At 59.3% G+C, this 22,125-nt stretch carries 21 protein-coding genes and 1 tRNA gene; 10 read left to right on the forward strand and 12 right to left on the reverse strand.

What is annotated here, in order from left to right; translation table 11 throughout:
- Window positions 1-133 precede the first annotated feature (133 nt).
- A complete protein-coding gene (locus ACHZCU_RS17105) occupies window positions 134-1,606 on the reverse strand; it encodes an alpha-glucosidase/alpha-galactosidase (RefSeq protein WP_319519702.1) in 1,473 nt (490 codons plus the stop codon).
- Between the two features lie 194 nt (window positions 1,607-1,800).
- On the opposite strand from ACHZCU_RS17105, the gene ACHZCU_RS17110 reads away from it, so the two are divergent.
- Together ACHZCU_RS17110 and ACHZCU_RS17115 are read left to right on the forward strand one after the other, a co-directional pair.
- Window positions 1,801-2,760, forward strand: coding sequence for an AraC family transcriptional regulator (locus ACHZCU_RS17110; protein ID WP_319519703.1), 960 nt, complete (start codon window positions 1,801-1,803; stop codon window positions 2,758-2,760).
- Window positions 2,761-3,110: 350 nt separating this feature from the next.
- A complete protein-coding gene (locus ACHZCU_RS17115) occupies window positions 3,111-3,863 on the forward strand; it encodes a pyridoxine 5'-phosphate synthase (RefSeq protein ID WP_319519704.1) in 753 nt (250 codons plus the stop codon).
- Between the two features lie 57 nt (window positions 3,864-3,920).
- Here the strand turns inward: ACHZCU_RS17115 and ACHZCU_RS17120 are convergent, their stop codons facing one another.
- Window positions 3,921-4,802 carry an SDR family oxidoreductase gene (locus tag ACHZCU_RS17120; RefSeq protein WP_319519705.1) on the reverse strand — a complete coding sequence of 294 codons (882 nt, stop codon included), beginning with the start codon at window positions 4,800-4,802 and terminating at the stop codon, window positions 3,921-3,923.
- Window positions 4,803-4,933: 131 nt separating this feature from the next.
- Here ACHZCU_RS17120 and ACHZCU_RS17125 point away from each other — a divergent pair, with 131 nt between their 5' ends.
- The 7 genes from ACHZCU_RS17125 (at window position 4,934) to ACHZCU_RS17155 (ending at window position 11,319) form a co-directional block, all read left to right on the forward strand.
- Window positions 4,934-5,335, forward strand: coding sequence for a helix-turn-helix domain-containing protein (locus ACHZCU_RS17125; protein ID WP_106301045.1), 402 nt, complete (start codon window positions 4,934-4,936; stop codon window positions 5,333-5,335).
- Window positions 5,336-6,047: 712 nt separating this feature from the next.
- Window positions 6,048-6,671 (forward strand): TetR/AcrR family transcriptional regulator, encoded by a 624-nt coding sequence (locus ACHZCU_RS17130; RefSeq protein ID WP_394706085.1) that lies wholly within the window; start codon window positions 6,048-6,050, stop codon window positions 6,669-6,671.
- Between the two features lie 54 nt (window positions 6,672-6,725).
- Window positions 6,726-7,745 (forward strand): ketol-acid reductoisomerase, encoded by a 1,020-nt coding sequence (ilvC, locus tag ACHZCU_RS17135; protein WP_106301040.1) that lies wholly within the window; start codon window positions 6,726-6,728, stop codon window positions 7,743-7,745.
- Between the two features lie 285 nt (window positions 7,746-8,030).
- Window positions 8,031-9,257, forward strand: coding sequence for a PLP-dependent aminotransferase family protein (locus tag ACHZCU_RS17140; RefSeq protein ID WP_319519706.1), 1,227 nt, complete (start codon window positions 8,031-8,033; stop codon window positions 9,255-9,257).
- A 127-nt stretch (window positions 9,258-9,384) separates the two neighbouring features.
- Window positions 9,385-10,125 carry an NUDIX hydrolase gene (locus tag ACHZCU_RS17145; protein ID WP_319519707.1) on the forward strand — a complete coding sequence of 247 codons (741 nt, stop codon included), beginning with the start codon at window positions 9,385-9,387 and terminating at the stop codon, window positions 10,123-10,125.
- A 42-nt stretch (window positions 10,126-10,167) separates the two neighbouring features.
- Window positions 10,168-11,076, forward strand: coding sequence for a PhzF family phenazine biosynthesis protein (locus ACHZCU_RS17150; protein WP_106301031.1), 909 nt, complete (start codon window positions 10,168-10,170; stop codon window positions 11,074-11,076).
- Between the two features lie 167 nt (window positions 11,077-11,243).
- Window positions 11,244-11,319 (forward strand) — tRNA-Lys (locus tag ACHZCU_RS17155).
- Between the two features lie 103 nt (window positions 11,320-11,422).
- Here ACHZCU_RS17155 and ACHZCU_RS17160 read toward each other — a convergent pair.
- The 7 genes from ACHZCU_RS17160 to ACHZCU_RS17190 form a co-directional block, all read right to left on the reverse strand.
- The gene (locus ACHZCU_RS17160) at window positions 11,423-11,794 is read right to left on the reverse strand and encodes a DUF1515 family protein (RefSeq protein ID WP_319519708.1); all 372 of its coding nucleotides are present in this window, start codon (window positions 11,792-11,794) and stop codon (window positions 11,423-11,425) included.
- A 105-nt stretch (window positions 11,795-11,899) separates the two neighbouring features.
- Window positions 11,900-12,193 (reverse strand): hypothetical protein, encoded by a 294-nt coding sequence (locus ACHZCU_RS17165; RefSeq protein ID WP_319519709.1) that lies wholly within the window; start codon window positions 12,191-12,193, stop codon window positions 11,900-11,902.
- Window positions 12,190-12,390: a hypothetical protein gene (locus ACHZCU_RS17170; RefSeq protein ID WP_319519710.1), complete on the reverse strand. Its 201-nt coding sequence runs from the start codon at window positions 12,388-12,390 to the stop codon at window positions 12,190-12,192. Before ACHZCU_RS17170 ends, ACHZCU_RS17165 begins: the two co-directional genes overlap by 4 nt.
- Before the next feature lies 1 nt (window position 12,391).
- On the reverse strand, window positions 12,392-13,165 hold the full coding sequence (locus ACHZCU_RS17175) for a TIGR02594 family protein (RefSeq protein ID WP_319519711.1): 774 nt from the start codon (window positions 13,163-13,165) through the stop codon (window positions 12,392-12,394).
- Between the two features lie 113 nt (window positions 13,166-13,278).
- A complete protein-coding gene (locus ACHZCU_RS17180; RefSeq protein WP_319519712.1) occupies window positions 13,279-15,975 on the reverse strand; it encodes a hypothetical protein in 2,697 nt (898 codons plus the stop codon).
- Window positions 15,976-16,087: 112 nt separating this feature from the next.
- Entirely contained in the window at window positions 16,088-16,957 is an 870-nt protein-coding gene (locus ACHZCU_RS17185; protein WP_319519713.1) for a Rha family transcriptional regulator, read from the reverse strand.
- Window positions 16,958-17,195: 238 nt separating this feature from the next.
- On the reverse strand, window positions 17,196-17,453 hold the full coding sequence (locus ACHZCU_RS17190; RefSeq protein ID WP_319519714.1) for a hypothetical protein: 258 nt from the start codon (window positions 17,451-17,453) through the stop codon (window positions 17,196-17,198).
- Window positions 17,454-17,714: 261 nt separating this feature from the next.
- Between ACHZCU_RS17190 and ACHZCU_RS17195 the strand changes: the two genes are divergently transcribed.
- Window positions 17,715-18,281 carry a hypothetical protein gene (locus tag ACHZCU_RS17195; protein WP_319519715.1) on the forward strand — a complete coding sequence of 189 codons (567 nt, stop codon included), beginning with the start codon at window positions 17,715-17,717 and terminating at the stop codon, window positions 18,279-18,281.
- Here ACHZCU_RS17195 and ACHZCU_RS17200 read toward each other — a convergent pair.
- The 3 genes from ACHZCU_RS17200 to ACHZCU_RS17210 all read right to left on the reverse strand — a co-directional run bounded on the left by ACHZCU_RS17200 (window position 18,278) and on the right by ACHZCU_RS17210 (window position 21,909).
- Window positions 18,278-20,806: a hypothetical protein gene (locus ACHZCU_RS17200; protein ID WP_319519716.1), complete on the reverse strand. Its 2,529-nt coding sequence runs from the start codon at window positions 20,804-20,806 to the stop codon at window positions 18,278-18,280. The genes ACHZCU_RS17195 and ACHZCU_RS17200 overlap by 4 nt on opposite strands.
- A gap of 231 nt (window positions 20,807-21,037) precedes the next feature.
- Window positions 21,038-21,397, reverse strand: a complete 360-nt coding sequence (locus ACHZCU_RS17205; protein WP_319519717.1) for a hypothetical protein — start codon at window positions 21,395-21,397, stop codon at window positions 21,038-21,040.
- 317 nt (window positions 21,398-21,714) lie between these two features.
- Window positions 21,715-21,909 carry a hypothetical protein gene (locus tag ACHZCU_RS17210; protein WP_319519718.1) on the reverse strand — a complete coding sequence of 65 codons (195 nt, stop codon included), beginning with the start codon at window positions 21,907-21,909 and terminating at the stop codon, window positions 21,715-21,717.
- Window positions 21,910-22,125: the final 216 nt, after the last annotated feature.

A 22,125-nucleotide genomic window follows, 5' to 3' on the forward strand; every position in this document is an offset into this window, starting at 1 on the left:
TCCCTCGTTGACACTGAAAGCGAAGGTGCTCGACCTTTCGCCGGTTGATCCGCCAGCAAGGCTCCTACCCACAGGCCGCCGGAACAGGAAAGACCGGCCCGGCGCGCCGCCGAACCGGTCAAGATGAACAAAGTCAGGCGTTGGCCGCCGCGCGCTCGGCTTCCTTTTCCGCACGCATTTCGTCAACCGAGCGGATGTGCCGGCGGGCAGCGCCTTCCCATTCGCGCGTCCTGACCGTTGCCTTGGCGAGCCGCTCCTTTGCGCCTTCGATGGCATGGGCATATTGCGGCAGCCATGCGGCCTGGGCAACGACCATCTCATCGACCATCTGCCACACTTCCTCCGGCGTGCAGACGGCGCCGACCAGCGGATCGTGCAGGACGGCGAGCTTCAGAAGTTCGATATCGCCTGTCACGGCCGCATGAACCGACATGCGCTGAACATTGACGGACGCCATGCAGGTTGCCGCGCAGGCTTCCGGAAGCGTGATGCCGGCGACCATGTTGAGGCCGAAGCGGTCGACAAAGCCGGGCGATTCGATGATGCAGTCATCCGGCAGATTGGTGATCACGCCGTTGTTCTTGCGGTTGAAGTGGCCGCGATAGACCCGGCCTGTCTCCAGTCCCTCGAGGATGTAGCTTGCATGCTCGCTGGAGCGTTTTGCCGGGTCGATGGGCTTGGCCGCATCCTTGAGAAAACCGTCATACTCGGTTTCGAACCAGTTGCGGTTTTCCGCGGTGTGACGCAGATAACCGCCGGTTTCGCCGTGGATCCATTCCGACATGTCGATCCAGCGGGTGATTTCCTCCGGGCGCTTGCGGTACCAGGGCAGGTATTCGGAAAGGTGACCGTTGCTCTCGGTCGAATAGACGCCGAAGCGCTTCAGCACATCGATGCGGACCTTTTCCTGCTTCGAGAAGACCGGATGCGCCTCGAAAGCGGCAATCAGTTCATCCTTTTCGATTTTGCGGCCATTGACGCGCAGATCGGTGAACCAGGTCTGATGGTTGATGCCCGAGCAGACATAATCGAGTTCACCCGGTTTCGCGCCGAGAACCTCGGTAATCTGCTCGGCGCCGTGCTGGACACCGTGGCAAAGACCGATCGTATCGACCTTGCCGTATTCATTCGCCGCCCAGGTGTTCATCGCCATCGGGTTGGCATAATTGAGGAACCGGGCGCCGGGCTCGGCAAGCTTGCGGATATCCTTGCAGAAATCCAGAATCACCGGAATGTTGCGCTGGCCGTATAGAATGCCGCCGGCGCAGATCGTATCGCCGACGCACTGGTCGACACCGTATTTCAGCGGAATGCGGATATCGTCCGCATAGGCTTCAAGTCCACCGACGCGCACGCAGGAAATCACATAGCGCGCACCCTCGATTGCCTTGCGGCGGTCGGTGGTTGCGGTGACGGTGGTCGGCAGTCCGTTTGCCTCCACGATCTTGTCGAGGATGGTTTTGACCATCGTCAGATTTTTTTCACTGACATCCGTCAGCGCCACTTCGATATCCGCGAACTCCGGAACGCACAGGATATCCTTGAAAAGTGTCTTGGTGAAACCGACGCTGCCTGCGCCGATAATGGCTATTTTGAAAGCGCTCATAGCCGCCTCCCTGAAACAAGAACCAACAAAAGGGTAAAATCCAATGCTGCAGACGCGATCAATTCATCCACTGGGGGGCGACAGGTCAAGGTCGGTCCCGATGGATATGTTCTGCCTGTAGCGCTTGTGTTTCAAACTCCCGATATCCATTATGCAGCAGTCATGGGGACATCACAGAGAGGGATTGTGCTTTCATGGGTAATTTTGTGCTGCAGGAACTGCGTAAAAAAGCGCCAATCGGGCGACTGATTTCGCTACCACGCGGCCATCAGGACCTGCATGCCATGCCGGTGAGCGCCGGGTATGAAGTCAGAACGCGGCCGGATTATCAGTGGGATGGCAGGCGGCGCGGGCAAAGCCCGTTTTCGGTGATCCAGTACACGATCGCCGGTGAAGGAAACCTGCGTTTTGAAAACCAGACCTATCGTATCCGGCCGGGTGAAACCATGCTCACGCTGATCCCGCACAACCACCGCTACTGGCTGGAGGAGGGCGGCTATTGGGAGTTCTTCTGGATTTCCCTGAACGGCGAGGAAGCTATGCGCATCCAAAGGGCGGTGCTGGCGACGTCCGGGCCGGTGCTGAAGCTGAAAGACAAAACCGTCGATGAGCTTGCCAACTGCCTCGGCCGTTTGCTCTCGTCGGAAACCGACACCCCGGCGCGCGCCTCTGCCGTTGCCTATGAGGCGACGATGCTGCTTTATGACGACGTCTTCGGTGCGCATGCGATGCCGCCGGTGGAAAGCCGGGCAATGCAGCGCGTTACCCATTATATCGACGCCAATCTGGACAAGCCGCTGCCGGTCGACCGGCTGGCGGAAGTCTCGGGCTTCAGCCGCGCGCATTTCTCGCGGCTGTTCGCGCAGTCGGAAGGTATGCCGCCTGCCGAATATGTGCTGTTGCGCCGTCTCAGGCAGGCGACCCGGCTTCTGGCAAGCGGCGACCACACGATCAAGGAGGTCTCGGGCATGGCCGGTTTTGCCGATCCGAATTACTTCGCGAAAGTGTTCCGGCGCTATTTCCGGGTCAGCCCGACGGAGTTCAGAAAGATTGGTCTCGCCGCCAGCATCATGACGATGAACACCGAAACACCCGCGCCCGGCCTGCAGAAAGAGCCGGTGACCTATTCGGGTGAAGACACTGAAAATCCGTGAAGTCGTCCGCGTATCATCTTGCATTGTCAGCGCTAATTCGTGCTTTAGCTGTTTCTGAAGTTCTCAGCGCGCGTATGTGACGGTTCGATTCCTGCACGTCGCGGCTTGTGGCGGGGCCGCTGAAACGGCGAGGCGTGCCGCTGTGCGGGTGATTGAGCGCTTCAAGTTTGTTCACAGTTTTTTACATTTATCTTATTGAAATGTCTGTTTAAAACGCTCAATGTTGGATCGATTTTCGGTTCGGAACGTTCGCCGATGTGCAAATTGCATGAGCGAGTGTTTCGAAATATGCTATTTCGTTGAGGACGCCGATTATGTATCCGCGGAACCTCTGACCTGCGGAGGGAAAAATGGTCGCGAGACTTTCCGTTAATCTGAATGCAATCGCGCAGCTTCGCAATCGGCGCGACCTGCCATGGCCGAGCGTGCGCCGTCTTGGCCGGATTGCGCTGGAGGCCGGCGCCTATGGCCTGACGGTTCATCCGCGGCCGGACCAGCGCCATATCCGGTTTTCCGACCTGCCGGTCATCCGGGCGCTGATCGACGATGAATTTCCCGAGGCCGAATTCAATATCGAAGGATATCCGAGCGATCACTTCATCGGTCTGTGTCTCGAAAGCGAGCCGGAGCAGGTGACCCTGGTGCCTGACGATCCTGCCCAGTCGACCTCCGATCACGGCTGGGATTTTATCGGAAATCTCGACCTTTTGAAGCGCACGATTTCACGCCTGAAAAAGAAGAATGTCCGCATTTCGCTGTTTGCGGATGGCGATGCAAGCCGGGAGCAGCTCGTGGCTGCGCAGTCCGTCGGGGCCGACCGGATCGAGCTCTACACCGGTCCCTATGGCGGTGCCTATGATGCGCCGGACCAGCAGAAGGCAATGGCCGCCCAGCTTGGCGAGACGGCCGCGATCGCGTCTGAACTGGGGCTTGGCGTCAATGCCGGGCACGACCTGACGGTTGGCAATCTGCCGCTTCTGACCCGCCATATTCCCGATCTTTGCGAAGTTTCCATCGGCCACGGGCTGACGGCCGATGCCCTGGAATACGGCATGGCCGAAAGCGTTCGCCGGTTCCGCAGGGCCTGCGGCGAGCACATCTGATCCGGCCCTTTGGCCGGAACCGGTGCGATCAGCAGCAGGCCTTGCCAAGCATGCCGCCTAGAATGCGGCCTTGTTTTCCTCGAAGAAGGCCCGCAGCGAACGGGGCTTGCGGCCGGTCAACTGCTCGAAATCGTCATTGACAATGTCGAAGCCGCCGGCGCGGACATTCGCGTCGGTGCTGACCATGAGGTCGACCACGAAGGAGGGCAGGCCGGCTGAACCGAGGCCGGTGCGCAGGGTTTCGATCTCGATGTGTTCGACCTTGAGCGGTTTGCCGGTCACTTCGCTCGCAAGCGCTGCGATCTCGTCCACGGTGCGGCTTTCGCCGTCCGTCAGCGTCAGGATCCTGCTTTCGTCACTGTCGGAAAGCAGTGCCGCTGCCACCGCGCGGGCGCAGTCGTCATGCCCGATGAAGGCCTGTTTTCCGGTCCCGGCGGCACTTGACCACACGCCTTTTGCAAAGGCGTCCGGCAGGCTCATCAACAGGTTCTCCTGATACCAGCTGTTGCGCAGAATGGTATAGGCAATGCCGCTGGCAATGACGGCTTTCTCCGATCCCAGGTGATCGGGGGCAAAGCTGATCTTCGAATTTTCGGGATCGGGCAGGGATGTATAGACGAGGTGACGCGCACCTGCGCGCGCGGCGGCTGCGACCGCGTTGCCGTGCTGCTCCGTGCGGTCGGAACCGGGATCGATCGCATCCGTCGAGATGATGGCTATCCGCTCGGCGCCGGCAAAGGCCTCGGCAAGCGTGTCGGGGGCGTTGAAATCCGCCTTGCGGACCGTCACGCCCTTTGCTGCATAGTCGGCAAGTTTTTCTACGGTGCGCGTGGTCGCGATAATCTGGTCTGCCGGCTTGCCGGAAGCAAGCAGAAAATCGAGTGTTTTGCGGCCAAGCTTGCCGGAGGCGCCTGTAACCAGAACTGTCGTGTCTGTCATGATCTATCCTTTCCCGTCCGAGATATGGTCTCGAAATGAGACTTTCCTTCATGTATGGATACCGGAGCGATTGTAAAGAAGGCACTCTTTTGTGGCGCGGTTACACGCGTGTAACCGGGGAAGGCATGACCATGGACAAGCTCTTTCAAGACAGGATGGAAACATTGCTGGGTGCGCGCGACATTGAATCATGTCCGGTCCGCGATGTCCTGAGCCGGGTGTCGGGCAAATGGAGCACGCTGCTTCTGCTGGCGCTCAGCGATGGTCCGCGGCGGTTTTCGGAATTGAAGCGCTTTGCGCCCGATATCTCGCAGCGCATGCTGACCAAGTCGCTGACCGACCTCAGGCGCGACGGCTACATCACACGCACGGTCTACCCGACACAGCCGCCGCAGGTTGAATATGCGCTGACGGAAGCGGGGCACTCATTCCTGGAAGCCTGGCATGGAGTTGTGGTCTGGGCCAGGGATAATCGGCACCTTGTCCACGAGGCTCGCCAGCGCTTCGACAGCGAAGAAGGTCAGGACCGCTAAAACACAAACACCCCGGCGCGGGGAAATGCCGGGGTGCCTGCTGGAGGTCTTGTGAAGATATACCGCCATAACGGCGACAGCGGGCTTCCTGTTCCGCGATAGTGTTAATTTTTCCCTAAGCTTTTATCGGACCATCGCGTAGCAGCGGCACGCCGGTACGCATCCGATTGCGACGGTGCCGACAGGTGCAGCACGAGCGCGAAAGCAGGTTTTCCGAGAAATCATAAGGGATAAACGAGAAACACCCCGACGCAGGGTTCTGTCGGGGTGTTTCCGGAGGTCATCGTAAACGTGCTGATCTGATGGGGCAGAGACGTGCCTTACAGGAGCCGCATCACGATGAAGGCTGGCGGGTAAAAAGAAATCACCCGCGTTGTTGAGTTGAAATTAGCGATTTGATTTCCGATAGTCAATCGATTGATTAAAAAAATTACATCATATTGGCAGATTTTCTGCTGCAGCGCCGTTACGCTCTCAACTAAGGCGTTTCATCTGCATTTCTATTGAACAAATCGGGCCATTCCGGGTCGTCTGGACGACCGCCGGTTTCAGGCCGTTCACAATCGCGCGACTGCGCTGTCCTGACGGTCGTCAACAATGGAGCGCCGGTGGGCGGGAAATTTGTGTCCGCCGCTGCAAGACGCTTGACGGGGGCGGGAAACTGCTGCAAAAGGTACCGTACCGTACAGTACCAGAACGCGAGAGCTGCATCTTGATCGAAGACGTCGAGGTCGAACTTCACTTTACACCCCGCCAGCAGGCGGTTCTCGAACAGGCGCTTCGGCTGCTGGTCGAAGGTGGCGAGAAGTCTGTCACGACGGCCGGCATTGCGCGCGCGGCAAGCTGTTCGAAGGAAAGCCTCTACAAATGGTTCGGCGACCGTGACGGCCTGCTTTCCGCCATGATCGCCTATCAGGCCAGCAAGGTGCGCACATTCGAAAGTGCGGGGCACCGGCTGGATGGCGATGAACTGAAACATCATCTCAGCGCTTTTGGCCACGATCTTCTCGAGGTGCTGGCCGGCGACGTGTCGCTGGCGCTTAACCGGCTTGCGATCGGGCGTGTTACCAAGGACGGGCAGAAGCTCGGCCGCATGCTTCTGGAGCGTGGCCGCGGCCAGATCGACCAGCGGGCGAGGGCGCTTCTGGAAGACGGACGGCGCTCGGGGCTTTTGGTGTTCGACAATGGCGACGAGGCCTACCGGGTGTTGTACGGGCTCATCGTCGGTGACAGTCATGTTCGCCTGTTGCTCGGGGAGGTCGCCGATCGCGGCCTGTTCCAGCGGCGTGCTGAACGGGCTGTGGAAAGATTCTGGACGCTTTATGCGGCCACCTGAATTGCCTGCCGCAAGCGCGGTGAGGTGAAGCTTTTGTCAAGGGAAGGAAAGACAATGCGTGTTTATTACGATCAGGATGCGGATATCAATCTCGTCAACGGCCGGAATGTGGCCATCATCGGCTACGGCTCGCAGGGCCGCGCCCATGCGCTGAACCTGAAGGACAGCGGTGCGAAGAATGTCGTCATCGCGCTGCGCGCCGGTTCGTCGACCGTCAAGAAGGCGGAAGCCGACGGTTTCGAGGTCAAGACCGTTGCCGATGCTGCTGCATGGGCCGACCTGATGATGATGGCGACGCCGGACGAGTTGCAGGCCGGCATCTACAACAGCGAGATTGCCCCGAACATCCGTGACGGCGCAGCGATTGCCTTTGCTCACGGCCTCAATGTCCATTTCGGCCTGATCGAGCCGAAGAAAACCGTTGACGTCATCATGATTGCGCCGAAGGGCCCCGGCCACACCGTTCGTGGCGAATATCAGCGCGGCGGCGGCGTTCCCTGCCTCGTTGCCGTCGAGCAGGATGCTTCCGGCAATGCGCTTGATGTTGCCCTGTCCTATGCTTCGGGCGTTGGCGGCGGCCGTGCCGGCATCATCGAAACCACCTTCCAGGAAGAGTGCGAGACCGACCTCTTCGGTGAGCAGGCTGTGCTCTGCGGCGGTCTGGTCGAGCTCATCCGTGCCGGTTTCGAAACCCTGGTCGAAGGCGGTTATGCGCCGGAAATGGCCTATTTCGAATGCCTGCACGAAGTGAAGCTGATTGTCGACCTGATCTATGAAGGCGGCATTGCCAACATGAACTACTCGATTTCGAACACGGCCGAATGGGGCGAATACGTCACCGGCCCGCGCATCGTCACCGAGGAAACCAAGGCTGCGATGAAGGCCGTCCTCAAGGACATCCAGAGCGGAAAGTTTACGTCGGAGTGGATGCAGGAATGGCATTCCGGCGCTGCCCGCTTCAAGGCAACCCGCCGCCTCAACGACCGTCACCAGATCGAGGAAGTCGGCGAAAAGCTGCGCGGCATGATGCCCTGGATCAAGAAGGGCGCACTGGTCGACAAAGAGCGCAACTAAGCCTCTTTTACCTCATTACCGATGAAATGTGCGAACCGGGTGGCCTTGCTGCCCGGTTCGTTTCTGTTTGGGCGTCTGTTTCCCGCGTAGCCGTGATTGGACTTGGGTGCCCCGTTGCACGGATCGATTGCTATAAATTACCGTACTTGCCGAAATCGGGACTGAATATTACCCTGTGCGGTCTGAAAACACGGTTTTGTTGCCGAATAATAGGTCAGCATTGTTGACTTAAATAGCCGATTGTGGTCATGTTCGACCATCAAAAAAGACTTCGAGGAAACCCCCATGTTTGACTGGGAAGAAATCTACGCGACGCGCGCCAAAAGGATGGGCGCGTCCGAAATCCGCGAACTTCTGAAACTGCTCGAGCAGCCCGACATCATTTCCTTTGCTGGCGGTATTCCCGACCCTGCGCTGTTTCCCAATGACGCGTTTCAGGAAGCTTATTCCGATATCCTGTCCGGCCCCGAGGCGGGCCAGGCGCTGCAGTATTCGGTGAGCGAGGGCTATCCGCGGCTGCGGGAGTGGATCGTCAAGCGCATGCGCGCGCGTGGTATCGATGCTGATCTGGAAAATATTTTTATCACCTCGGGATCGCAGCAGGCGCTCGATTATCTCGGCAAGCTTCTGCTGTCGCCGGGCGATACCGCGCTTGTGAGCTGGCCGACCTATCTCGGCGCGCTGCAGGCCTTCAACGCCTATGAACCGCGTTACGACCGGCTGGACCTTTCGCGCAATGCAGCACCCGAAGCCTATAGCGCTGCAGCCGACAAGGCCGGTAGCCGGGTGAAGTTCGCCTATCTTTCGGCGGATTTTGCAAATCCCACGGGAGAATCGCTGACGCCGATGGAGCGTGAAAAACTCCTCGATATTGCCGACGCACTCGATATCGTCGTGATCGAGGACGCTGCCTATCGGGCCCTGCGTTATGAGGGTGAACGCCAGAAAACCCTTCTGGCGATGGACTGTGAGCGCTCCGGCGGCATTGAGAATACCCGCACGCTTTATTGCGGCAGCTTTTCCAAAACGCTGTCTCCGGGCCTTCGCGTCGGCTGGGTCTGCGCCGCAACCCCGATCATAAAGCGGCTGGTGCTGGCCAAGCAGGCGGCTGACCTTCATTCGCCGACCATCAACCAGATGGCAATCGCGCGCGTGGCCGAAAACAGTTTCGAAGCCCAGGCCGAGAAGATCAATACGGTCTATCGTGAACGGCGCGATGCGATGCTGAAGGCGCTGGCGGACTATATGCCGGCAGGTGTGGAATGGACCCGGCCGGAAGGCGGAATGTTCATCTGGCTGACGCTGCCTGAGCGGATGGACGCCACGGAGCTTCTGCCGCTGTCGTTGAAGACGGCCAAGGTTGCCTTCGTGCCCGGCAATGCCTTTTATGCCGATGGCAGCGGGCGCAATCACCTGCGCCTGTCGTTTTCGTGCAGCGCACCCGAGGTCATTGATGAAGGTATCCGGCGGCTTGGTGCGGTTTTGGGTGAAGAACTGGCAGCCGCCGCCTGAATTCCGGCATTTTTAACTGCAAAAGCCGAAAGGCCCGTCATCTCAATGGCGGGCCTTTTGTTTGTCAGGTTCGTGCTGTAGCGTGCGCGCCGTTCATGACTGGCTTTCGCAGAATTCAGGATATTCCATGCCCATTTCGCTTCTTGATTGTCCGCAGGACTGGCCACCGGAAAACAAGGCCTTTCCGCTTCGTGAAATCGACATTCGCATCACCGATGACGCGGCGGTGGATCTGAAGCCGTTCGATGGCGCGGTGGAAGCCAACTGGGCGCAGGAAAAGGCGGCCAATCCGCATCTTTTCAATGGCCGTCTGGTCACGCTCAACCAGGTTGATCTCTGTGACGGTGCCGTGCGCGCCAGAGGTCAGATCGTGCCTTATGCCTACCATCTGTGGTGGCGCAAACAGCCGGAAGCGCCACCGACCTTTCACAGTTTCGCCATGCCGGTGATCCAGTCGGCCGATGATGCGGTCATTGCGATCCGCATGAGCAGCATCACCGCCAATGCCGGCAAGGTCTATTGCGCTTCCGGGTCGCTGGAAGAAGACGACATTGTCGACGGGCGCATCGATATCGATGCTAATATGGCGCGCGAAGTGGCGGAGGAAACCGGCCTTGCGCTGGACGAGATGGAGGCGGGGCCTGATTATTACTGCGCCCGCCATGGCCAGATCGTCATGTTCTACCGCTTTTTCCGGTCCGCGCTTGACGCCGACGCGCTTATGGCAAAAGTTCATCAGCATATGCGTCAGGATACGGAAAAAGAAATCGACGCCGTTCTGGCAATTACCAGCGACAACAGGGATAATTTCGATTACTCCCATTCAATGCCGCCGGCACTGGATCTGATTTTCGGCGGTCGGGCGTGAGGAAAGACTATCCGGCGAAATGGCAGAGGAGCTTTTGCTGAGATGCGCGAATATGCAATCTACGATGTGTTTACGGCGGAACGCTATCACGGCAATCCCCTGGCTGTCGTTTTCGAGGCCGATGGGCTGAGCGATACGGAAATGCAGGCGATCGCTTGCGAATTCAATCTGTCCGAGACGATTTTCCTCTTGTCGGCGCAACATGTCTCGCAGTCTGCTGCAGCACGCATCTTCACGCCGAGCGGCGAACTGCCCTTTGCCGGGCATCCGACGGTCGGCGCGGCTGTCGCGCTTGCCGAACGCCAGCATGGCGGCGATACGGAAATCGATATGGTTTCCGTTCTCGGCGAAAAGATCGGTCCGGTGCGCTGTGCGGTAAAGCTGCGGCAGGACGCGGCGGGCTTTGCCGAATTCGACCTGCCGAAGCTTTCCCGTCGCAGTGATGAAGCCATCGCCCGCGAGAAGCTTGCCGAGGCGCTGGGCATAACCGTCGAGGAAATCGGTTTCGAAAACCATGTGCCGACAATCTGGTCGGCAGGCGTGCCGTATGCGTTCATTCCGGTGCGCAATCTCAATGTAATGGAAAAGCTCGATTTCGATCCGCGGCTCTGGCAGTCCTTCACCCCGCTTGTCGACGGTCTGCCGACCTGGGCTTATGCCTATACCCGCGGTGGCGTGCGTCACGATGCCCATTTTCATACGCGCATGTTCGCGGTGGATGCGATCGTTGAGGATCCCGCCACCGGCTCCGCCGCGGCTGCGTTTTCCGGCGCCATCCAGTATTTCGACGCGCCGGGCGAGGGCTCGCACTCCTTCGTCATCGAACAGGGCGTCGAAATGGAGCGGCCCTCCTATATCCGGCTCAATCTTGAAACCGGTGCAAGCGGCGAGGTCGCTGCGGCACGTATTGGCGGGCAGGCTATTTGCGTTGCGCGCGGGACCCTGCTTTAGCGCGCTTTGGATCGAAACGGGTTCATTCTGCGGCAGGAACAGGAGGGGGCATTTCCGGCTTTGTAAAGAAAAAGGAATTTGCCCTCGAAAAAATCAAACAGGACGCTGGACAAGCCTGCGAATCCCCGTTATACGCCCCTCACACGACGCGAACGCGCCGTTATCGTGGGTGATTAGCTCAGTTGGTAGAGCAGCTGACTCTTAATCAGCGGGTCGTAGGTTCGAGACCTACATCACCCACCATTTTTTCCTTTAAATTCATTCAGTTAAGTAAATTTGTGACTTTTCTTGTGACTTCATTTGTGACTTTATTTTTGGAAAAAGTCACACGCGGGTCACACGGTCACTAACGCGATGTCAGCCAGGCAATCAGGCCATCCCATCGGGCGACAATCCAGAGAGCGATTGCCAGCAACACCCCGCCCAGCGTCCACAGAAAGCGCCCCAGCGCGCCTGCGCCTTCCACCTTGGCCTTTGTCATGGCGTAGTCTTCAAGCGTGGGGGCGGCGTCGCTGACCGATTTTTCGACGGATCCGAGACGGTGTTCAATTGCGACCAGCTTCTGGCCCTGTTCTTCCTGCCGGCGATGCATGCTGCGACGGCTTGCGGATGCGCGATCCTCGGATGTGACCATCCGCCGGTCGACGTTATCAATGCTGTTTTGAAGCTGGTCCATGCGCTGCAGGATCAAGTTTGTGATCTGATCGGTTTCAGCCATCGTTACCAACATCCAAGGCGCTCGCCGGCCGCATCATTGCCGGTGATGTTGTTGAGCGCGGTGCGGTCGGCCTGGGCCAGCGCCACGAAACCGGCCGGGCTAAGGTTATTCTTCACGAAGGGTCCGCACCCGGAGACCGTCGCATTCTGGCACCCGGCCGCGATGGCGGAAATAGTCAACACAGAGATCGTAAGCAGAAAGCGCCTCGCGTTCAGCATCGTCCTTCACCCTTTCCTTGACCGCATCGAGTGCGGCTTGTGCAATTGCGGCTCTTTCCGCCTCACGGCCCTCCTGGCGGGCTTGCGGCAAAAAGAATATGAACATAGCCAGCAGCATCACCGCCGCGCCCACCATGCCGCCTACAAGGGCCATGAGGCGGGTTTTGATCCAGGCAATCATGTTTTCCACCCGAAGCGCCGGGCGAGCTTCCACCAGTAGAGCGAAATGGATGAGACCAGTCCGGCCAGCACCAGCTGCACGCCATCGGCAACAGCCGGATCGGTGGTTATGATCCGCTTCACTTCCTCGTTGATCAGGCCGGACGAAACCATCCAGCCGGAAACGATGTAAAGCAGGATGCGCACATAGACGGTCATATCATGCCTCCTTGAGCACGTTGCCGCCGGCATCGATCAGCGGCAGGCTGTCGAAGCCGATCGATTTCGGAAGGGGGTAATCCTTCGGCCAGAAGAAACCGCAATCCTCGGCGCCGGAAAAAGCGCTGACGGGGTAGGGCGAAATCTGAATGCGGTCGTTCTGGTTTGCGCCGAGACAGGCCAGCCGCCCGTCTGTGGTGCGGCCGGCAACATTCGTCACATGGCCGAATGTCGCGCTGCCGGCGCGGCCTTTCACGGCGATCGCGCCAAGCGCCGGCCCATCGAGCTTGATGCCCCAGCCGCGCCCGTAGGAGCGGGCAAGCCCGGATCGCGTCGAGCGAAGGCCGGCCGTCTCCAGCCAGTAGCCTTCCCCGGCCGCGCAATAGGGCGTCTCGTCGTCATACACAGGCTGGCCGATGGCCTTCCAGTATTCCAGGATAAGGGGATTGTGCTGCGCGCCCTTGATCTCGGCTTCACCAAGATCGACATAGGCATTTTTCAGCCAGGGCGGCATACCGGTGTTGTCCGTCGGGTCGCCGATGATGGCGGAAATCACCGAGAGAATTGCCTGCCAAAGCCCGGTTTCCTCTGTCGTCGCCCCGGCAAACAATGCCGCGCCGGTCTGAGGGCCGACAATGCCATCAACCTGCAATCCGTTTGCCGCCTGAAACTTGCGGATAGCGGCAATCGTCTGCGGCCCCCGGATGCCGTCAACCGGTCCCGGATCGATCCCGCGCGCGGCAAGTGCCGTTTGAATTTCGCGTGTGTTGGCCATGCTGACCTCGCCATTGGTTTGACTTCGTGGTCAGTCTAGGCGCGGCCGGGTGTGGTTAACTGCTATATGCAGACAGTTGCCTGTTCGGTGACCGGCGAGGATGCCGTCCGTCATCACCAGCTACCGTCAACAGCAATACGCTTCCACACATGTGACGCATTGCCGTCGCCGATATAAATGTAAAGATATGAGCTATTGGCAGCCCAGTCGCCTGGCGCGCCGGAGGAACCGCTGTTGTTCGGAACAGAAACCATCCTGCCAAGCGCGCGCCACGAACCGCTGCCGCCGCCAGAAGCTACGGCCATGCCAGTCTGTGTGCCGTAATTGATGTGGGCAACTGTGCCTCGAATCTGGTTGATCGATCCGCCCGCTAGGGCGTTTGCCTCCGCCAGTGTGATCACGTCGTGCCATACAGCGCCAAATTTCACAATCGCATCGTCCGCTGGATTGTCGGCCCCGCTATCTTTGTATTCGATGACGTGCAAACCGTTGACGATACTTTCGGCGCGTGAAAATCGACCATCCCACGTGCCGAAAGACATAGTGAGAGGCACAACATGGTTTTTATAATCACGCCCGCCTGATCCCGTGCCACCGGAACCTACCTGAAAGTATTCGTCGTTATTGCCCAGACTTTCATCGGTCAGAAACCGAACAGAGCGCGGCAAATAAAACCTACCGTCGTAGGGGGCGATCACTGAAAACTTATAGCCAACACCGCTAATGTTGGCGATTTGCGTATCAAGGCCTAGCCAACCAGCTTCGCGCGTGTATGGAGCGCCACTTTGCCCTCCTTGTCCCGGCAAGATACTGCTAAAGAGCCGCGTCCAGGGTCCATAAAACGCTGCCATTCCTTCCGGGCCGATGTGTACGCCTCCATCTTCCCAGTCATCCGGCAGGGCTTGGAAATAACCCAAGGCAGTCGTCGGGTCTCCATCGACTTCGAATTGATTTCGGATATCGATGAATGTGTATGGTTTGTTGAGAGCGCGACGCTGAAGCGTGAAGGCCCGCCAGAGATTGGCTTGTTGGATAGAGTTAGCCTCATCCGGGCCACCATATGGGATAGGTGCTCCGGAAAAAACAACCTTGTCGCAGTTTGGTGCTGCGGCATCGAGAATGTCAAAAAGCAGCGGTGCGGCATCCTCGACGGTTTCAACCTGCTCACGACCGTTAACGGTGATGATGTCTGGCGCAAGTCGCGCGACCAAGGCTTGTGTGTTGGCACGGCTCTGTGCAAATTCAACCGCGTCGTAGATACCAAGGCCGCCCTCCGCAAGCCAGTTATGGTCATAGAGACGGTTACCTGTATCCGTTTCTTGCAGACGATAAAGCCCATGGCCGTTGGTGGTCGCACAAGATTTCACGGTCCCCCCGGAAATCACTACTGTCAAATCGACAGCGCGGGTGTTGTCCGTCTCGACTGCTTCGGCGAAGCCTATGGCTCCGACCGTACCAACCGACGTATCGTAAGGACCGCCAACGGACACACCGTCTCGGAAAAATTCGATAGTCCCGCCACCGGCCGTGACAATGTAGCAAAGCGTGAGCGTGTCGAAATCAAACGAAGCGCCGCCCTTTCGAACCGTCCACGACCCGGTGTTCCAGATTGCGGTGTTGCCATTGAAAATCGCAGCGTAATCGTCGCTCGACGTGGACGCTATTGCCCCGACTTCAACAGCAGCCATTGCTCCTGTCGTTGACGCACGTGCAGGAACACCGTCGCCACTGGCAGGATCGAGAGACTTGTTGTAAATCTTCGATGACAACCACGGCAGAATGGCGTATCCCGGTTCGCCATTGATACTATCGATCAGTGACAGGTAAGAGACCGATTGGCCGTAGGTTTTGGCCTGATGTGCGCCGATACATTCAATGATCTGTTTCGAGAGATATGGCAGCATCTGCTGGCGGTCAGAGAGCCGCTGAGAGTTGAGCCAGACCGTAGGCTCGCCGAAAGCTGAGCCGTCCCATTGATAAAGGGTGGTCGCATCACCACGTGTGTTATCTTTCCAGACCATCACAATGTCATCGACATCTAGACCAGCGCCGGACAGGTCAGCATCAGTGTCGACGAACTCGGCGATTGCGCTAAGGTCGGTCGCCGCGATAGTTGCGTTTCGCGCATCCTGCGCTTGTTGCGCCCAGCCATCCGCATCATTTGCCTTTGCGGCAGCATTGTTGGCGTAGGTCTGCGATGCCTGCTCATGCAACAGGGATGCGTTTTCGGACTGCTTGGCGTTGGTTTCCGACTGTGCGGCAGCCTGTTTACTGTCCACCGCATCGTCGCGCGCTTCCAGGATCACGGCCTTTTCCTCTGCCAGATAGTCGAGGTTCGGGCCGGATTTGACCCTGCCGTTGTCGAGGAACAGGAAATGGTTGTCTTCCACGTCCTTGTCGAAGGTTGCGCCGGTTTCGCCGTATTCTGCCTTGACGGCGCGGTCGCGGTCGCGGGAAAGCTCCTGGGCGATCATGGTCAGCCGGTCGAATTCGCTGTCGATCGTGGCGGAGGAAAAGCGGCCGTTCTTGACGATCGAAGACAGTCGCTCAAGCAGGGCCTCGCCCGCCACCAGAATGCGGTCGCCGTCGGTGCGGCCGGTGTCGAATGTCAGCGTGCCGCCGCTGGGGTTGCCGGCGCCGGTGATGGTGTAGCCGGAAGCGATCGGCTGAAACAGCCCGTCAACCTCGTGGCCGACCGAAATATCGAGGTTGGACTGAAACACGAAGGGAATGGCAAACGCCGTCTGTCCGGCGCTTGCGGTATAAACCGCCCAGCGCGGCACTTCGTTGATCGGCAGAACAGTGCTCATGAAAAGACCCCGGCAGTTAGAACCGGGGCCAGTTTTTCATGTGGGGGATGTGGTCAACCGTTCAGGATGAAGATGAAAGGGGTACCTGTACTATAGGTACCCCTTGAGGCGATCAGACTATGATCGTCCGCCGCAGCCTGCCAAGCTCGGCAGACGGAATGAAAAGCGGGCGGCATTGATGCCCGCCGATCGTCATGCGCTCATTGCCGATATACGCCCCGCCGGAACGGCGAATATGCGTCACCCATGCCGTGGCCCAGCGTGTCCGGTTCCAGAATGCGCGGATCTCCGGTTTCGACCGGGCTATGAACAGGCCGGCCGGCGAAACCGCAATGCCGAATTGCTCGAGCGCCTGCTTGTCGTTGCCGTCGCCGCGCAACGCGCCTTCGAGCATTTCGCCGACACTGCGCATCTCAGGCTCTGTCGGTTCGCTCACAAAATATCGCAGGCACTCGGCCGCATCGCTGCCGCCGCTTTCATGGCCAGCGATCAGCGGCACCTGCGGCAAGGCGGGTAAGCTCTCCCACAAGGCGCGGGCGCGTGCCGGACCGTAAGCTATTCTGGCTTCGCGTACCTTATCGAGCGCGAGCCGCTGTTCCGCCAAGCTGCCGATATCGCCTTCTGGTATCTGCTGCGTTTCCCTTAGCTCATTGAGTTCCTTTTGCATTCGGTTGAACGCATCGAGGTATTTTAGTTTGAAAGCCAGAGCGCGCTTGCCAGTGAAACCCATCGCCAGAATGGTGAAGCCGTCGCGGTCCATCTCGTAATAGGCCACACGTTCGCCAACTAAGTCTTTGATTTTAAAAGGTCGAAAATTAGCGACACCCAGTGTTGGCTCCATACTGATCAGATTTCTGATCGCCTCATGGACGTGTTTGACCTCTTTTCCGAAATAGCTGGCGACATCCCGGCTATCGGCAAAAACGTTGCCTTCCTGCACACGGACTGTGGGTTCAATGAGATTTTCGGCTGCTGCTGTCATGGGAACTTCCCTTCTTGATGTTATTTGCCTCGGCTCATTTTTCGACCTTTTAAATTCAATTACTTAGCCGAAAGGTGCGGCTGATGGTTCTGATCCGGGCAAAGATAGAAAACAGTGATTCCACCGGCGGGACCAAGCGCAGGACTTTGGATTTGTGACCTGAAATCAGTTACAAACCGGGCCGTTACAAAGACTTGGCCATTTTAGACTGCGCGAAGTGTCCCGCCGTTTCTGTGGATTACTGCGGGCGGTGCGCTTCCACCGCTTCGCGGGCGGCCAGTGCAAGGCCCTCGCTGGCGTCCGAGCAATCGTCCACATTGTCGATCATCATGTAGAACATGGTGTTTAGCTCGCTCTTCATCATCTTGAAGTCGTCGCCGTCGCAGCTTTCGGAGACGTAGAGCACGATCTTGGCGAGCGCGCGCAGATTGACAAGGCTGTTGTCCAGCCGGGCAAGAATGTCTTCGGAAGTCTCGTTTTCGATATAGTCGGTCATAGGTTCTGTCCCTTTTTGATAAGTGGAACCTGACCACCCCTGCTAACGGGTGGCCGGGCAGTAACGGGTTAGCAGACCGGCCAAAAAGGAAACCGGCAGGGCAAAGCCCTCCCGTTACGCCCGACCATAAAAAAAACGCGCCATGAAAGGCGCGCCGGACGCCTTTTTGTTCCCAACCCGCTGCTAACCGGGGCTTCCCCTTTTTCGGGAAGCGTGGTTAGGTTGCGGGACGATGGGGATTTTGTCAATGGGGACAGGAATATGGATGACAAACTCGCCGTTATCATCGGCGTGGTATTCTTTGCGCTGGCTGGCGTGGTGACGGTCTATTTATCGAGACGACCGCGAATTAGCGCTTGGGACCGAAATTTTGCCACTCTACGCCGCCATACGGACGAAAATACACTATGGGCTGCTGATGGCGATTTCCTAAACGGCGCCGGGGTCAAGGATGCTAAAAGCGGTTTTCTAAAATTGATTAAGAGGCAGTCGCCTTTTTTCAACGCGGCCGACGGGCCAGATGACGTTATTTTTGGCGCAATTCTCCTTGCACTGCATTATATGGATGATCGGACACTGTTAACTCTCACGCAGCAAACAGCCGAACAGAGAAGCCGTTTCAATAGACCTGAAACACAAAATATGTTTTGCGCTTGGAACATAGCGGCTACGGCGCTGGCTGCAACGGCAATCAAGCGCACTGCATCGAATGAAATGGATGAAACGCTTGCCAGTGGAATGGCCACTGAAAACCTACTTCTTCTCTGGCCTGTTGACATAGAAGAACTTGGTATGCAGTGGCGGCAGTCGATCGAGCGGGACGTTTAGCTGGGGTTCCTTCCGCCTGCCGCCCCAACATCCGGCCCGCGCTCCGGCCGCATCTCGCCGGGCTTCCACCAGAATTCCTGCCCGAATTCGCGCTCATAAAAACGCTGCTTGCGTTTGAATGCTTTGTTGGCCTCCGGGTCCATCAGATATTGCATCTGGTCGAACAGGATCCGTTCCCATGCCAGTCGCCAGTACCAGATCGTTGATCCCGGTGTATTGGAGCGCAGGAAGCGGTTAAGCTCGCGGCCGAATTTGGTATCCTCGCCGCTGGCAAGCTGGATGGCGTTGCCGCCGGTAAGGTTCCAGAGATTATTGGCGCGCTCGACCACCGGCCCGGCCAGCGTGGTCGAAAACCCGCCGCCATAGCGGTTGACGTTGGAAAACAGGAAATCGCCGTAAATACCCAGCCCGCCGCCCTGCAGCATCGCCGCGCCCCAGAAAGCCGGGTCGCTCATGTCCTGCGGGTCGCGGCCGGCCGCCATCTGTTTCAGCTGATAGGCCAGTGCGCCGAAAAGCGTTGTCGAGATCAGCAGCGAGCCGGCATAGGCCGCGCCCTTGGCCGGATTATCGCCAACAAGCATGCGGTGCGTGCGCGCGCCATGCAGCAACATGAACACCGCGCCGAAACTCTTGAACTGCGCGAAAGAGCGCAGAACCTCGCCAATAAAGGTGCCGGGCTGGTTCTGGTCCAGCAGCGCCACGCGGGAGCGATGCGAGCCGGAGGGAATGGCAAATTCCGTCTCCGACTGGATCATTTCCAGATAGCGTTCCGAAATCCGGTTGTCGCCGCTGTCGAACATCTCGTTCGGGCGGATGATCGTTGCGCCGCCCATGTCGTGGCGCTTTGTCTTGCGGATTAGGTTCCAGTCGGTTTCCGTCAGGCCATAGCGGCGCATCGTGTCGCGCAGCGCTGTGGGCAGGGCGTCGTAGCCCTTGCCGGCATTTTCGGCGACGGTGCGCATGAAGGCGAGGCCGAAGGCATGGCGCCCGGCCTGTGTCCATGGCGTCAGGCCGGAATAGGTCAGCACGCGGTCGGCGATGAAGCTGGTGAAGCCGGGACCGTCCAGCGTGCCGACATAGCGCGCCTGGGCGTGAAACACATGCATGGCATTGTCGAGGATCAGGCCGGAAGCAATCGCCTCCTGGCGGGTCTGCTTGCCCATGGCCTTGATGACATCGCTCAAAACGCCGCGCGCATTCATGCCGGCAAACTTGCGGGAAATCATCGTGGTGCCGATATCGGATATGGCGGAGATCGTTGCCGAGCCGAGAACGCTTGCCGTGATCAGGCTGCGCGCGGCCGCCATGCCGGATGCCCATTTGCCGCTAACCGGCGTTTGCAGGGTGCCACGGATCGATCCCCACACCGCATCGATCTTGCGGTTAATGCCCTTGGCGCGGTCAAGCGCGCCCTCGGGCTTTCCGGCAAAGCGGGCAGGGCGGCCGGCGGCCTTTTCCGCCGCCTGTTTGGTCACGGCCTGTTTCAGCCATTCAATCGTGCCGTTCGGGTTCGGCCCGAGAATTTCCATGGCGGATATATCGCGGGCCATCATGTTGATATGGCCCATCATCGCGCCGAAGGCATCGCCGCCGCCGCCATATTGCCGCTGGTACTCAAGCCAGTTGTCGGCATTGCGAAACACCAGAAAGCGGTGCTCGCCATGCTGGTTGGCAAGCGCGCCCCGGCCGAAGGGCTGGCGCTTCGGCTCCATCTTGTTCCAGCCTTCGGTGGCAACGCTTGTCCAGATATCGGTCAGCACGTCGTCGAGGTCTTCGGGGTCCACCGTCTTGCCGGTCAGCGGGTGTTTCATGCGGGAAACATCCAGCAGCGGTGTTATGTCCTGCTTCCACTTTTCGAGGCCCATCTTGCGCAGGGCGCGCGCATCGTGGTGCTGGGGCAGGCCCCAGTTTTCCAGCCGGCCGATTGCGCCGCCGGCGGCATTGAAGCGCTGGCGCAGCCAGTCGGCCGTGTCGTTCCAGACTTTGGCAAAGTGCTTGGCCGCCGCATCGCCGGTATCCTCGCCAAAGCTCTCGCGCAGAACATTGTCGAGGTCCGCCTTGTTATGGCGGCCGCCGATATCACGCCCGAAAACACGCGTGCCGTCGCCGGAAATTGCGGAGCGGCGGAAATGGTAAAGCGCATCCTCCATGCGCGCATGCGCCATGCCGATGATGGTGCGCTGCCGGCCGGCAACGGAGGCAAAGCCGGACGATCCGAAATGCTCCAGCTTGTCCAGCGCCGCCTCGCCGACATCGAATTCACCGCGGGCATTCCTGTGACTGCCAAGATCGGCCGCAAGGCGCTCGATGGATTTGATTGAAAGCTTGGCCTTGCGCTTCTGGTGCGCGCTCTGGGCGCGCAGCATTTCGGCAAGGGCTTTCTTGGCCTCGGCATCGGCCGTCACCTCGGAGGCGGAAGCGTGGCGGCGGCGCAGCTTGTCGAATTCGCGACCGAGTTTCTTGGCGTCGTCATCGGACAGCAGGTTTTCGTCAACGGCCTTTTTCAGGCAATCTTGCAGGCTCATAGCGGGCAGGCCTCCACAATCCGTGCGGCGCGGTCAATGCGTTCCAGTTCGTCATTCAGCGCGGCAATCGTTACCCGGTCCTTCATCGTCAAAGAACGGGATTTCCATGTCTTCCGGCACATCGCCGATTTCGCGCCGGGGAAATCAGGTCTTCCTTGTCGATACACGCGCGGATCGTCCAGCCCGCCGGAAATCTCGTCTTCCGGGAAGAATGCTTCTTCCGGCAGGTCATCAGCACCGGCATCGGCCCGGCCGCGCGTCCGGCGCTTCCAGCGTGCGGGCCAATGCATCGCGGGCGGGCAGGTTTTCGGAAACGGCGCGCTCGGCCGCACGGATGATCACGGCATCGTCAACACACCGGGGCCTGCATCGGCAATGATATCGTGCACCAGGCCTTCTCACCGCGCGCCGTTCCGTGTCGGCGGCCGGCTGTGCCGTCTGTGTGCGGCTGGCATTGTCCAGCGCGTCCAGCAAGTCGCCGATCGTGCTTTTCTCCGCCGCCTGGTCGGCCGTGCCATAGAGATGATCGAAATAACCGGCCTCTGCTGCTGCCAGGCGGGCATTGTCCAGCGTGTCGCCGCCCTCGCGCACCAGCCGGCCCACAAACGGGCGAGCGGCCTTGTCGAGGCCCAGCGCGGCCCAGCTCGCCCTTGTAATCCTTCACCCCACCCGCCGCGCCGCATCAGAAATTCGTCCGATCGGCTGTTCGCGCTGTTCGCGCCGGCGCTGTGGTTTCCGGCGCCAGCTGGTCCGGCAATGCGCTTGACCTGTTCGGTGTCCGGCTCGAAGCGGAAAGGGCGGTTTTCCCTGCGCGGCGGCAATGGCGTTTGCGCTCACGCTGTCGTGATAGGCGCTGCGGGCCGCCGGCGGTTTCTGGTTGCCGAAAAGCCGTTCCGCCCTCCAGCGCATCAAGCGCGCCGCGCGCCTCGGCCGGCAGGCTGGCGCGCATCGGCTCCAGCACGGCCGCTGCCGCCTCGCGGTCGCACGGCAAGCGCCTGGCGGCTTGCTTCCGGCGTTGCGGGATCGTTTGCCAGCGCCCGCCTTGCGGCCGCGCGCGCCTCGGCACTGCGGCCAAGGGCGGCAAGGCCTTCCGCAACCGGCACGGCCGGCGCCGCCCAGCGCCGCGCCGAAAAGCCCGGCAAAGGCCAACGTTTTTTGCAGCCTCGCCCCAGCCGCTTTCCAAGCCCCGGCCTCCGCGCGCCAGCGCTGCACGAAAGGTTCCGTTGCCGTCTGCACGGCCGCATTCACCAGCGCCTCGGTATGCCGCCGTGGTGAGGATGCGCCCGGTCACGGTGCGGGCAGCACCCGCGCCGCCGCCG

This window comes from uncultured Martelella sp. (genome assembly GCF_963677965.2).
Taxonomy (GTDB): domain Bacteria; phylum Pseudomonadota; class Alphaproteobacteria; order Rhizobiales; family Rhizobiaceae; genus Martelella; species Martelella mangrovi.

What these genes read in the sequence shown, in the direction of transcription:
- ACHZCU_RS17105 (WP_319519702.1), bottom strand. Translation starts at nt 1,606, where the DNA reads ATGAGCGCTTTCAAAATAGCCATTATCGGCGCAGGCAGCGTCGGTTTC.
- ACHZCU_RS17110 (WP_319519703.1), top strand. Translation starts at nt 1,801, where the DNA reads ATGGGTAATTTTGTGCTGCAGGAACTGCGTAAAAAAGCGCCAATCGGG.
- ACHZCU_RS17115 (WP_319519704.1), top strand. Translation starts at nt 3,111, where the DNA reads ATGGTCGCGAGACTTTCCGTTAATCTGAATGCAATCGCGCAGCTTCGC.
- ACHZCU_RS17120 (WP_319519705.1), bottom strand. Translation starts at nt 4,802, where the DNA reads ATGACAGACACGACAGTTCTGGTTACAGGCGCCTCCGGCAAGCTTGGC.
- ACHZCU_RS17125 (WP_106301045.1), top strand. Translation starts at nt 4,934, where the DNA reads ATGGACAAGCTCTTTCAAGACAGGATGGAAACATTGCTGGGTGCGCGC.
- ilvC (WP_106301040.1), top strand. Translation starts at nt 6,726, where the DNA reads ATGCGTGTTTATTACGATCAGGATGCGGATATCAATCTCGTCAACGGC.
- ACHZCU_RS17140 (WP_319519706.1), top strand. Translation starts at nt 8,031, where the DNA reads ATGTTTGACTGGGAAGAAATCTACGCGACGCGCGCCAAAAGGATGGGC.
- ACHZCU_RS17145 (WP_319519707.1), top strand. Translation starts at nt 9,385, where the DNA reads ATGCCCATTTCGCTTCTTGATTGTCCGCAGGACTGGCCACCGGAAAAC.
- ACHZCU_RS17150 (WP_106301031.1), top strand. Translation starts at nt 10,168, where the DNA reads ATGCGCGAATATGCAATCTACGATGTGTTTACGGCGGAACGCTATCAC.
- ACHZCU_RS17160 (WP_319519708.1), bottom strand. Translation starts at nt 11,794, where the DNA reads ATGGCTGAAACCGATCAGATCACAAACTTGATCCTGCAGCGCATGGAC.
- ACHZCU_RS17165 (WP_319519709.1), bottom strand. Translation starts at nt 12,193, where the DNA reads ATGATTGCCTGGATCAAAACCCGCCTCATGGCCCTTGTAGGCGGCATG.
- ACHZCU_RS17170 (WP_319519710.1), bottom strand. Translation starts at nt 12,390, where the DNA reads ATGACCGTCTATGTGCGCATCCTGCTTTACATCGTTTCCGGCTGGATG.
- ACHZCU_RS17175 (WP_319519711.1), bottom strand. Translation starts at nt 13,165, where the DNA reads ATGGCCAACACACGCGAAATTCAAACGGCACTTGCCGCGCGCGGGATC.
- ACHZCU_RS17180 (WP_319519712.1), bottom strand. Translation starts at nt 15,975, where the DNA reads ATGAGCACTGTTCTGCCGATCAACGAAGTGCCGCGCTGGGCGGTTTAT.
- ACHZCU_RS17185 (WP_319519713.1), bottom strand. Translation starts at nt 16,957, where the DNA reads ATGACAGCAGCAGCCGAAAATCTCATTGAACCCACAGTCCGTGTGCAG.
- ACHZCU_RS17190 (WP_319519714.1), bottom strand. Translation starts at nt 17,453, where the DNA reads ATGACCGACTATATCGAAAACGAGACTTCCGAAGACATTCTTGCCCGG.
- ACHZCU_RS17195 (WP_319519715.1), top strand. Translation starts at nt 17,715, where the DNA reads ATGGATGACAAACTCGCCGTTATCATCGGCGTGGTATTCTTTGCGCTG.
- ACHZCU_RS17200 (WP_319519716.1), bottom strand. Translation starts at nt 20,806, where the DNA reads ATGAGCCTGCAAGATTGCCTGAAAAAGGCCGTTGACGAAAACCTGCTG.